The organism is Nocardia sp. 852002-51101_SCH5132738, from assembly GCF_001665695.1.
Classification (GTDB): Bacteria; Actinomycetota; Actinomycetes; order Mycobacteriales; family Mycobacteriaceae; genus Nocardia; species Nocardia nova.
In genome coordinates, this window is record NZ_LZML01000189.1 from 44,390 (window position 1) to 56,216 (window position 11,827).

Below are 11,827 nucleotides of genomic sequence, written 5' to 3' on the forward strand. Positions count from 1 at the left end.
TAGAACATGTTCTAATGTGACGGTCGGGCGTAAGTCAAGGGGCGTCCGTCGCCGCCGCTGAACTACGCTCGTCGGCCACCGGAACCGACGTGCGTGCAGGAAAGGACTTTCACGAATGGCCAGTCCCTCCCGAGAGCAGGCAGCCGACTCGGGTGCGCAGAACGGAGCCCGCAATCGCGCGACGGTCAGCACCCTCAGCGAGGACGAGCTGAGCTCGGCGGCCCAGCGCGAACGGCGCAAGCGGATCCTCGACGCCACCCTCGCGCTCGCCTCCAAGGGCGGTTACGACGCGGTGCAGATGCGCGCGGTCGCCGAACGCGCCGACGTCGCGGTCGGCACGCTGTATCGGTACTTCCCCTCGAAGGTGCATCTGCTGGTCTCGGCACTGGCCCGGGAATTCGAGCAGTTCGACAGCAAACGCAAGCCGCTGGCCGGGCAGACCCCGCAGGAACGCATGCACGTGATGCTGACCCAGGTCACCCGCGCCATGCAGCGCGATCCCCTGCTCACCGAGGCCATGACGCGAGCGTTCATGTTCGCCGACGCCTCCGCGGCCGCCGAGGTCGACCGGGTCGGCAAGGTGATGGACCGCTTCTTCGCGCGGGCCGTGAACGAGGGCGAGCCCACCGAGCGCGATCTGGCCATCGCCCGCGTCATCAGCGACGTGTGGCTGTCGAATCTGGTGGCGTGGCTCACCCGGCGCGCCTCGGCGACCGATGTGGCCGAGCGCCTCGACCTGACCGTCGACCTCTTGCTGGGCGAAAAGTCCTGAGCGCGCGGCAGGGAGCGGATTGCCGGACAATGTAGGTCCGGCGTTCGAAACCTGCCTGGCGAGCTCGTGTAAACAGCACGTATCACTGCGCCAACACGCGGGCAAACCTGACCCAGTAAAGTTTCTCGCGCCCTGAAAAATCTCCTCCGATCACTAGGTTGGATGCGTGAGCGCACAGGATCTGCCACACGAACTTCGCCGTGCCTTGTCGGCCGTAGCCCGCGTGCCGCGGCTATTGGTCGCTTCGGACTACGACGGGACAATCGCGCCCATAGTCTCCGATCCGGCAAAGGCCTATCCCCATCGGGAATCGGTCAGCGCATTGCGTGCGCTCGCCGGCCTGACGACCACTACCGCGGCCGTCATCTCCGGCCGCGCGCTGCGAGATCTCGCGGCGCTTTCCCGGCTTCCCGTCGAGGTGCAGTTGATCGGAAGCCACGGCTCCGAATTCGATGTCGGATTCGTGCACGCCATCGACAACGACGCCAAGCAGTTGCTGACCGAGGTGCGCCACGCCCTGGCCGCCATCGCCGACGACAATCCCGGCGTCACCGTCGAGGCCAAGCCGGCCAGTATCGCGCTGCATGTGCGCAACGCCACTCCCGAGGTGGGCCGGCGTGCGCTGCAGCAGGCCCGGCAGGGTCCGGCGAGCTGGGTCGGCATCCAGGTCACCGAGGGCAAGGCGGTCATCGAACTGGCCGTCATCCAGACCGACAAGGGCGCGGCTCTCGACATCATCCGCCATCAGGAGGGCGCCTCGGCCGCCGTCTTCTTCGGTGACGACGTCACCGACGAGAAGGCCTTCGCGCGGCTGTCGGGTCCGGACATCGGCATCAAGGTGGGCGACGGCGAGAGCCTCGCGGAGTACCGGGTGCCCAGCACCGAGGAGGTCGCCAAGGCTTTGGCGTTCCTGCTCGAGGAGCGCCGTACCTGGCTGGCGGGTGCGTCGGCGCCGCGCATCGAGCGGCTGACCATGCTGGCCTCGCCGCGCTCCAAGGCGCTGCTCACCCCCGACGGGACCGTCAGCTGGTTCTGCCATCCCGAGCCGGATTCGGCGGCGGTCTTCGCCCATCTGCTGGGCGGCCCGGCTGCCGGACATTTCACCATCGCCCCCGAGCGTCAGAGCCTGCCGCTGTCCCAGCGCTACGTCGACGGCACTATGACCGTCGAAACCCGTTGGTCCAGTTTGAAAATCGTCGACTACCTGCCGCACGACGTCGCGCTGGAACGCACCGATCTGACCCGCGTGATCACCGGTGACGCGCGCGCGGTGGTCACCTTCGCACCCCGCCCGGAGTTCGGGCAGGTGCCGGTGACGCTGGTCCGCGAACCGGCCGGCCTGCGCGTGCACGGCACCAACGATCCGATCGTGCTGCGCTCCCCCGGCGTGCAGTGGGAGATCTCCGAAGAGGGCATCCACCACGTCGCCCGCGCGGTGGTCGACCCTTCGCAGGGGCCGATCGTGCTCGAAATGCGCTGCGGCACCTCCGATCTCGCCCCAGCGATGGTCAGCGAGGCGGATCGGCGCAACGAGGCCGAGCGGTACTGGCGCGACTGGGCCGCCGATCTGAACCTGCCGCCGCTGAAGCCCGATCTGATGAAGCGTTCGGCGCTGACCCTGCGCGGGCTGGTACACGCCCCGTCGGGGTCGATTCTGGCCGCGGCCACCACCTCGCTGCCCGAGGACATCGGCGGCGTCCGCAACTGGGACTACCGCTACTGCTGGCTGCGCGACGCCTCGCTCACCGCGCACGCCCTGGTCACCCTGGGCTCGCTGGCGGAGGCCGAGGATTTCCTGGCCTGGACGCACCGCGTGCTCGAGACGCTGGCCGGACCGGAACGCCTGCACCCGCTGTACACGCTCTACGGCGAGACGCTGCCCCCGGAGGCCGTGCTGGATCAGCTGCCCGGTTACGCGGGCTCGCGGCCGGTACGCGTGGGCAACGCGGCGAATATGCAGGTCCAGCTGGATGTGTTCGGCCCGATCGTGGATCTGATCGCGGCCCTGGCCGAGGCTCGGGAGGGCAAGGGCATTCTCGACCCGGCCAAGGCACTGCCCGACCGCGACTGGGAACTCGTCGAGGCCATGGTCCAGGCTGTCCAGCGCCGCTGGCGCGAACCGGACCACGGCATCTGGGAGATCCGTGGCAACCCGCGTCACCACGTGTATTCGAAGGTGATGGGCTGGCTGACGGTCGACCGGGCTTTGAAGCTGGCCGAGCGGTTCGACCGCGGCATCGACCCGGTGTGGGTCGAACTGCGCGAGACCATCGCCGACGAGGTCAAGGCCAAGGGCTGGAACGAGCAGGTGCAGTCCTACACGGCCGCCTACGACGGCACCGATCTGGACGCCGCGACCCTGCACATCGGCCTCAGCGGACTGATCGAACCGTCGGATCCGCGCTTCGCGGCCACGGTCGTCGCCACCGAGGCCGAATTGCGCAGCGGCTCGACGGTATACCGCTATCACCACGACGACGGCCTGCCCGGCGGTGAGGGCGGCTTCCACCTGTGTGCCGCCTGGCTGGTGGAGGCCTACCTGCTGATCGGCAAGCGCGAGGACGCCGAGGCGCTGTTCGCCCAGCTGGTGGATGTCGCCGGCCCGACCGGACTGCTCAGCGAGGAGTACGACCCGGTCGCCGAACGGTCCCTGGGCAACCACCCGCAGGCCTACAGCCATCTGGGTCTGCTGCGCTGCGCCCAGCTGCTGAGCCAGCCGGTAGCGGCCATGGTGCAGTAGCCACCGGTCGGCGGATTCCCGTTCCAGGGCCCGCGGTCGCTCGGATCGAGCGGTCGCGGGCCCTGTTCGTGGTGCGGTTCACATCCCGGCCGGTCCGATCGATGGGGTCCGGGCCCGCCACATACGCTACATTTAAATGGAAATCGTTTCCGTTAAGAGCTCGTGTGCAGGAGTACCCCGCGTGATCAGAAGTTTCGCCGCTCGAATCGCTGTCGTCACGCTGGGGATCACCACCGCGGTCACGCTGGCCGCCTGCTCGGGATCGTCCTCGGATTCGGGGAAGCCGAAAATCGTCGCCTCCACCGATGTCTGGGGCAGCGTCGCGGCGGCGGTCGGGGGTCCCGATGTCGAGGTGAAGTCGATCATCGACAGCCCGGCCGTGGACCCGCACTCCTACGAAACCAGCCCGACCGATGCCGCCGCGATCCGCGATGCCGCGCTGGTGCTCTACAACGGCGGCCACTACGACGAATTCGCCGAGAAGGCGGCCGCGGGGCGCGGCAAACCCAGCATCGCCGCGTTCGACCTGCGCTCGACGCCGAACGACGAGAACGAGCACGTCTGGTACGACATGAAGACCGTCGACGCCGTGGCCGGGCGGATCGCCGACGAACTCGGCCGCATCGATCCCGAGCACAAGCAGGCCTTCACCGATCGCGCCGCCGGATTCCGCGCCCAGCTGGCGAACATCTCCGCGATCACCGCGAAAGCCGCGGCCGCCCACCCGAAGACGCCGGTACTGCAGACCGAACCGCTCGCGCACTATCTGCTGCTGGCCGCCGACACCGACGACCGCACCCCGCACGCCTTCGAGGAGGCGATCGAACAGGGCACCGATCCCTCGCCGGCGGATCTGGCGGCGGTGCGAGAGCTGTTGACCGGCAAGCAGGTTCGCGCGCTGGTCTACAACATCCAGACCGAGGACAAGACCACGAAGGATGTCGCCGCGACCGCGAAATCCGCGGGTGTGCCGATCGTCGAGGTCACCGAAACCCTCCCGGCGAACACCGATTTCGTGAAGTGGCAGACCGACAACGCGACGGCACTGGCCGCCGCGCTCGGCTGAGGGAGGTAGTGATGGCGGGACGCACCCGAACCGAAGCGCCGGAATCCGCCGGCAGCGGAGCCGACGCACTCTCCGGCGACGGCCACACCGATAGGGACGGCGACCAGCGGACCCGGCCGACCGCCGACGAATCCCCGGATACGGCGGCCCGGCCCGGCTCTGTCGCGAGCACGCCCCGTTTCGACGGCGCGGAGTGCGCGTTCTGCGAGGAGACCGGCGAGGCGGCGACGATTCCCGCGACCACATCAGCGGCGGCCACGGCGGCACCCGCGGTATCGCTGCGGGGTGCGAGCCTGGCGTTCGGGCCGCGCACGCTCTGGCAGGGCCTCGATCTCGACGTCGCGCCCGGCGAATTCGTCGCGGTGCTGGGACCCAACGGATCCGGTAAGACCTCGCTGCTGCGGATGCTGCTGGGGCAGCTCGCGCCGAGTGCGGGGACGGTCGAGGTGAGCGGGGCGCCCGCCCGGCTGGGCAATCCGCGTATCGGCTATGTGCCACAACAGAAGACGATCGATGCCGGTGTGCAACTGCGCGGGATCGATCTGGTCGGGCTGGGCGTGGACGGGCATCGCTGGGGGCTGGGCGGGCGCGGCCGGGGCGAGCGCCGGCGCCGGGTCGCCGACGCCATCGCCCAGGTCGGAGCCGAGCATTTCGCGAACGCACCGCTGGAATCGCTGTCCGGCGGTGAGCAGCAACGCTTGCGGGTGGCGCAGGCACTGGCCGGTGATCCGCGCGTGCTGCTGTGCGACGAACCGCTGCTGAGCCTGGATCTGGCCAATCAGCGGCTGGTGTCCGAACTCATCGATCGCCGCCGCCGCACCCACGACACCGCGGTGCTGTTCGTGACGCACGAGATCAATCCGATTCTGCCGCTGGTGGATCGGGTGCTGTATCTGGTGGAGGGCAGGTTCCGGATCGGCACGCCCGACGAGGTGATGACCTCGGATGTGCTCTCGGAGCTCTACGGCACCGAGGTCGACGTGCTGCGCGTCCGCGGCCGGCTGGTGGTCGTCGGCACCGGCGACGAAATCGATGCACTGGGCACCCACCACACCGAGGGAGCCGGCGAATGAACGAGAAACTTTCCGACGTCCTCACCAAGATGCTGGATCTGCACACCACCGCCGACCTGCTGTCCTACGACTTCGTGCAGCAGGCGGTGCTCGCGGCCGCCCTGCTGGGACTGCTCGCCGGGGTGATCGGGCCGCTCATCGTGAACCGGCAGATGTCGTTCGCCGTGCACGGCACCAGCGAGCTCTCGCTGACCGGTGCCGCGGCCGCGCTGCTGGTGGGTATCGGCGTGGGCGCGGGGGCGATCGCGGGATCGGTGATCGCGGCGGTCATGTTCGGTCTGCTGGGTTCCAAGGCGCGCGAACGTGATTCGGTGATCGCGGTGGTGATGTCGTTCGGGCTCGGCCTGTCGGTGCTGTTCCTCTGGCTGGGGCCGAGTCGCGCCGGATCGAAATTCTCCCTGCTCACCGGGCAGGTGGTCAGCGTCGGCGGCACCGGTCTCACCTCGCTCGCGCTCTGCACCGTCGGCGTGCTGGCGGTGCTCGCGTTCATCTACCGCCCGTTGCTTTTCGCCAGCACCGACCCGGAAGTCGCGGTGGCGCGCGGGGTTCCGGTGCGCGCGCTCTCGGTGGTGTTCGCGGTGCTGCTCGGCGTGACCGCTGCCTTCGGGGTGCAGATCGTCGGCGCCCTGCTGGTGCTGTCGCTGCTGATCACCCCCGCAGCGGCCGCCGCCCAGCTCACCGCGAGCCCGCTGCGGGCGACGCTGTTGTCGGTGCTGTTCGCCGAAATCGCCGCCGTGGGCGGGATTCTGCTGTCCCTGGCGCCCGGCGTCCCGGTCTCGACCTTCATCACGACCATCTCGTTCGTGATCTACCTGGCCTGCCGGTTCATCGGCCGCCCGGTCGTGAACGCGCGCCGCCGCACGGCCCTGCGTACCCCGGCGCCTGCCGCGACAGCGGCGCCGGATCCGGCTCCGCATATCGACGCCTCGAACGACCCGGATTCGCGACGGAACCGAGCGGAGGAACAGCTGCCGGTCCGCGGATGAGACCCGCGGTCGTCGATCGCCCGCCTCGGGTCGATTCGGTCAGCCGGACCGACCGGCCGGTCCGGACAGCATGACGGCGCCGCTCTCGCCGGCCAGCGCGAACAACCCCTCGGCGGTCTGCTCGATCAAACCGTCGACGAGCAGCGAATCCAGTGCCCGGTCGCGCTGGCCCGGATCGCGGGTCCAGGCCAGGTCGAGAGCCACCCGTTCGACCGGTCCGGTGGCCGCGCGCAGCACGTCCAGGAGTCGCCCGCGAGCCTGCCGATCGGTGCCGTCGTATTTCTGGGTACGGCGCACCACATCGGATGCCGGACGACCGGATGTGACCCACGTGCAGCGCGGCAGCGGGCAGCGCTCGCAGTCGGGAGTGCGAGCGGTGCAGACGGTGGCTCCCAATTCCATCAGCGCCGCGGAGAAGACCGCCGCCCGGTCGATCCGGACCGGGAGGAGGGCCTCGGTTTCGGCCAGATCGCGAGCGCGCGGATTGCCGGCCTCGGCGCGGCCGTGCACCGCACGGGCAACCACTCGGCGAACATTGGTGTCCACCACCGGAACTCGCTGCCCGTAGGCGAAACAGGCCACCGCCCGCGCGGTGTAGGCGCCGATGCCGGGCAGGGTGAGCAGCACCTCGACATCGTCGGGCACCACGTCGCCGTATTCGGCGGCGAGCACCCGGGCGCATTCGTGCAACCGCAGGGCACGGCGCGGATATCCGAGTTTGCCCCACGCGCGCAGCACCTCACCGGGCGAGGCGGCGGCCATCGCCGAGGGCACCGGCCAGCGCCGCACCCATTCCCGCCAGATCGGCTCCACCCGGACCACGGGCGTCTGCTGCAGCATGATCTCGCTCATCAGGATCTGCCAGGCGCTCACGCCGGGCCGCCGCCAGGGCAGGTCCCGGGCGGACTGCTCGTACCAGTCGATCAGAACGTCGCTGTCGACGCCCGCGACCGGGTCGCGCGTGGTCTCGCTCGCCGCCTTCGAGCTCACGACATCACCGCCGTGCCCGCCCGCCGGTGATCCGAAATTTGCCCACGTGTAGCCAATCGGACTCGCCGGTAGCCCGCAAGCTGTGGAAAATGGGACGCATGCCTCATACCAACCCGATCAGTGCCTGGAAGTCTCTCCGCGAGGGTAACGACAGGTTCGTCAACGGCACACTGCAGCACCCCAGCCAGGGCGCCGCCGACCGCGCCAAACTCGTCGGTGGCCAGCAGCCCCGGGCCATCCTGTTCGGGTGCGGCGACTCCCGCGTCGCCGCGGAGATCATCTTCGACCAGGGCCTCGGCGATATGTTCGTGGTCCGCACCGCCGGCCACGTCGTCGACGAGTCGGTGCTGGGCTCGATCGAATACGGCGTCGCCATCCTCAACGTGCCGCTGATCGTGGTCCTCGGACACGACAGTTGCGGCGCGGTCCGCGCGACCATCGACGCCCTCGACGACGGCAACGTGCCCGGCGGATTCATCCGCAGCGTGGTCGAGCGCGTATCGCCGTCCATCCTCACCGGCCGCCGCGACGGACTCACCGAAGTCGACGAACTCGAGGCCCGCCACGTGCAGGAGACCGCACGCCTGCTCACCGATCGCTCGAAGATCGTCTCCGATCGGGTCGACAGCGGACAGTGCGCGATCGCCTGTGTGAACTACAAGCTTGCCGACGGCCGCGCGCAGTTGCACAAGGTGATCGGCGATATCGGCGAAACAGTCTGAACCACAACGGTTCTCACACGGTGATCGCCGGGTGCCCGCACCGCCGCGGAAGGCGGCGCGAAAATGTACCCGGCGTCACCGCCATTTCGGCGCCGACACGCCGCGTACCTGAGCGGAACGGCACGATCGTGCCCTTACCGTTGTTGCCGTGCTGGAACCGAATGGACCGCTGCCGCCGGAGATCTACTGGCGTCGCCGCCTGCTCGCCATCGGCGCGCTGATCGTCGCGCTCGCTCTGGTCATCTGGCTGGCGCTGATGTTGCTGCGCGGCGGCGGGGACGACAAGGACCCCAAGGCCGCGGGGGCGACCTCCACCTCCGCGAAGGCGGGGGGATCCACCACCGCCGATCCCAGCGGTTCGAAGGCGCCGGCTTCGGGCACCGTCAACGCCACCGCCAGCGGCATCCCCGCCCCGTGCCCGGATCAGTCGCTGGCGGTGAAGGTGACCGTCGGCCAGCCGACCTACAAGGCCGGTGATCAGCCGGTGTTCACCATCGTGCTCACCAACATCTCCACCGCGGGCTGTACTCGGGATATGGGTTCGGGCCTGCAGCAGGTGTGGGTGCAGTCGCTGGACGGCCAGCGCAAGCTGTGGTCGAATACCGATTGCGATCAGGGCGGTCCGGCCGATCTCCGCACGCTCAACGGCGGCCAGCAGGCGGCGTTCACTCTCACCTGGTCGGGCACCACGTCGCAGCCGGGTTGTGCGGGCGATCGCGTTCCGGTGCCGGCCGGCGGGTACGCGGTGGTGGCGCAGTTCGGTTCGGTGCGCAGCGCGCCGGAGACCTTCAACATCGCCTGACTCACCGGCTCGAAACCGGTAGCGCCCGAAGCCGGTTCAGACCGTGCCGGATTCCGCCGATCGCACCGCGCCGGATTCCGACAGCCGGGACAGGCCCTCGCGGATCTGCCGGGCCAGATGCGCATCGATACCGTCGACGCCCTCGATATCCGAGGCGCTCGCCGAAACCAGGCCCGACAGCGAGCCGAATGCGGCGATCACGGGTTCGGCGCGGCGCAGCGGCACCCGCGGAATCTCGGCCAGCACCCGATATCCGCGCGGGCCCACGGCGGTGTCGAGGGCCTCGTATGTCGCCGGAAAGCCCAGTGGCGGAGCGAGGTTGGTGAGTTCGAGCAGATCCACCTCGAGCAGCCCGTCGAGCGCTGCCAGCGTGCGGTCGACCATCACGTCGTCGACCGGTTCGGTGCGGATGTAGTCGCGGACCAGCAGGCGGCGCAGGGCCTCGGTGTTGCCGACGAGTTCGGCCAGTTGCAGCGCCAGCTGCCGGCCGTCCACGCCGAGTTCGGCCACGTCGGAACTGATTTCGCGCGCGACGCGGCGGACCAGCTCCAGGCAGTGCACCACCGCCAGCACATCGCGCACCGTGGCGCAGTCGTTCAACTCCACCAGCGACAGCTGCCGGGTGGTCTCGTCCAGGCGCGAACGGTAGCGCTCCAGCGTCGCCATCGCCTGATTGGCGCGCGACAGGATGGTCTCCGAGGTCTGGATCGGATGCCGGTGCCCGTTGAGATAGACCGTGACGATGCCCGTCGAGCGGCTCACCGACACCACCGGATAGCCGGTCTGCGCGGCGGTGCGCTCGGCCGCCTTGTGCCTCGTGCCGGATTCGGTGGTCGGCAGGCCGGGGTCGGGAACCAGATGGACATTGGCGCGGCGGATACGTGCGCCGTCGGTCGAAAGCACCACGGCGCCATCCATTTTCGACAGCTCACGCAGCCGGGTCGGCGAGAATTCGACGTCGAGTTCGAATCCGCCGTCGCAGATTCGCTCCAGTTCCTCGTCGTAGCCGAGCACGATCAGCCCGCCGGTGCGGGCACGCAGGATCCGGTCGATACCGTCACGCAGTTCGGTGCCCGGCACCAGCCGGGCGATGGTGGTACTCAGGCCGCGGTCACCATCGGCCTCGACCGCCTCGGCCACGGGCGACCCATCCGCCGGAGCCACCCCATCTGCCGCAGCCACCGTGGCCGGCACGTCCGCTGGAGTCACGAACCTGCGGCGCGGCGCGGGACGGCCGAGCAGGTGTGTCACCCAACGGCCCGGGATCATTCCACAGCCTCCACACGCTCGCGTCGTCGCTTCGACAAACCACTCGAGGCGAGAGCCGCACGAACACTCGCGACCTCGTGCACCTTCATTCCGATGCCGGACAGGTCGGTTCCGGGCGGTACCAACGCCTCCGTGAAACCTAGCCGCTCGGCCTCGCGCAACCTGCGCCCGACCCCCGTGACACGCCGGACCTCACCGGCGAGGCCGACCTCGCCCAGCACCACCATGCCCGCGCGCAGCGGGATATCGCGTTCGGCGCCGGTGATCGCGACCGCGACGGCCAGATCGGCGGCGGGCTCGGTCAACCGCATTCCGCCGACCGTGGCGGCGTAGACGTCGTGCTTGCCCAGATACACGCCGCAACGGCTCTGCAGCACCGCAAGCACCATCGAGACGCGGTTGTAGTCCAGACCGCTCACCGCGCGTCGCGGAGCGGGTACCTGGGTGGATACGGTCAACCCCTGCACCTCGCCGAGCAGCGGCCGCTTACCGTCCATCGCAACCGTGATCGCGGTGCCGGGAACCTGATCCGCACGGTGATGCAGGAACAGCCCGGACGGATCGCTCACCCCGGCGATGCCGTCGTCGTGCAGTTCGAAACAGCCGACCTCGTCGGCGCTGCCGAAGCGGTTCTTGATGCCGCGCACCATGCGCAGGGTGGAGTGTTTGTCGCCCTCGAACTGCAACACCACATCCACCAGGTGTTCGAGGGTGCGCGGCCCGGCGACATTGCCGTCCTTGGTGACGTGGCCGACCAGCAACACCGCGATACCGCTCGCCTTGGCCAGGGAGGTCAGGGCCGCGGTCACCGCGCGCACCTGGGTCACACCGCCGATCACCCCGTCCGCGTCGGCGGCCAGCATGGTCTGCACCGAATCGACCACCAGCAGCGTCGGCCGGACCTGATCGACATGGCCGAGAATCGTGGCGAGATCGGATTCGGCTGCGAGATAAACCCTTTCGTGCACCGCCCCGGTCCGGTCGGCGCGCAGCCGGACCTGCCCGGCGGACTCCTCGGCGGTGACGTAGAGCGCACGCTCCTCGCGCTCCCGCGCCCAGCGGTGGGCGACCTCGAGCAGCAGCGTCGACTTGCCCACGCCCGGCTCACCCGAGAGCAGCACCACCGATCCGGGCACCACCCCGCCGCCGAGGACGCGATCCAATTCCGCGACACCGGTGGGCCGGGCGCGGGTGACCTTCGAGTCGATGGTCGAGATGGGCGCCGCGGCCGTCGAGGGCAGCAGTGCCCGGCGCCCGGCGGCATGCGCTCCCGCCCCGGCGCCGGCCGACACCACCTCGTCGACGGTTCCCCATTCGTTGCACCCCGGGCAGCGCCCCACCCATTTGGCAACCTCGTTCCCGCATGCCGAGCAGCGGTACAGCGATTTCACCTTGGCCACGTGCGCA

General features: G+C 69.4%; 9 protein-coding genes and 1 pseudogene. 7 read left to right on the top strand and 3 right to left on the bottom strand.

What is annotated here, in order from left to right; translation table 11 throughout:
• The first annotated feature begins 115 nt into the window (after positions 1-115).
• The 5 genes and pseudogenes from kstR to A5789_RS29565 form a co-directional block, all read left to right on the top strand.
• Positions 116-772, top strand: a complete 657-nt coding sequence (gene kstR, locus A5789_RS29545; RefSeq protein WP_030517308.1) for a cholesterol catabolism transcriptional regulator KstR — start codon at positions 116-118, stop codon at positions 770-772.
• Between the two features lie 166 nt (positions 773-938).
• The gene (gene otsB, locus A5789_RS29550) at positions 939-3,512 is read left to right on the top strand and encodes a trehalose-phosphatase (protein ID WP_063010092.1); all 2,574 of its coding nucleotides are present in this window, start codon (positions 939-941) and stop codon (positions 3,510-3,512) included.
• A 136-nt stretch (positions 3,513-3,648) separates the two neighbouring features.
• Positions 3,649-4,578 carry a metal ABC transporter solute-binding protein, Zn/Mn family gene (locus A5789_RS29555; protein ID WP_082856661.1) on the top strand — a complete coding sequence of 310 codons (930 nt, stop codon included), beginning with the start codon at positions 3,649-3,651 and terminating at the stop codon, positions 4,576-4,578.
• A gap of 230 nt (positions 4,579-4,808) precedes the next feature.
• Entirely contained in the window at positions 4,809-5,651 is an 843-nt protein-coding gene (locus A5789_RS29560; protein ID WP_064923430.1) for a metal ABC transporter ATP-binding protein, read from the top strand.
• Positions 5,648-6,538 (top strand): annotated as a pseudogene (locus A5789_RS29565) (metal ABC transporter permease); the annotation flags it as partial. The gene A5789_RS29560 and the pseudogene A5789_RS29565, both read left to right, overlap by 4 nt.
• Before the next feature lie 138 nt (positions 6,539-6,676).
• On the opposite strand, the gene A5789_RS29570 reads toward A5789_RS29565, so the two are convergent.
• Entirely contained in the window at positions 6,677-7,564 is an 888-nt protein-coding gene (locus A5789_RS29570) for an A/G-specific adenine glycosylase (RefSeq protein ID WP_174554943.1), read from the bottom strand.
• Between the two features lie 161 nt (positions 7,565-7,725).
• Between A5789_RS29570 and A5789_RS29575 the strand changes: the two genes are divergently transcribed.
• Positions 7,726-8,349: a carbonic anhydrase gene (locus tag A5789_RS29575; RefSeq protein ID WP_030517314.1), complete on the top strand. Its 624-nt coding sequence runs from the start codon at positions 7,726-7,728 to the stop codon at positions 8,347-8,349.
• Between the two features lie 148 nt (positions 8,350-8,497).
• Positions 8,498-9,151 carry a hypothetical protein gene (locus A5789_RS29580; protein WP_063010098.1) on the top strand — a complete coding sequence of 218 codons (654 nt, stop codon included), beginning with the start codon at positions 8,498-8,500 and terminating at the stop codon, positions 9,149-9,151.
• A 36-nt stretch (positions 9,152-9,187) separates the two neighbouring features.
• Here the strand turns inward: A5789_RS29580 and disA are convergent, their stop codons facing one another.
• Together disA and radA are read right to left on the bottom strand one after the other, a co-directional pair.
• Positions 9,188-10,291, bottom strand: a complete 1,104-nt coding sequence (gene disA, locus A5789_RS29585; RefSeq protein WP_064903600.1) for a DNA integrity scanning diadenylate cyclase DisA — start codon at positions 10,289-10,291, stop codon at positions 9,188-9,190.
• A gap of 125 nt (positions 10,292-10,416) precedes the next feature.
• Positions 10,417-11,820, bottom strand: coding sequence for a DNA repair protein RadA (gene radA / locus A5789_RS29590; protein WP_030517317.1), 1,404 nt, complete (start codon positions 11,818-11,820; stop codon positions 10,417-10,419).
• Positions 11,821-11,827: the final 7 nt, after the last annotated feature.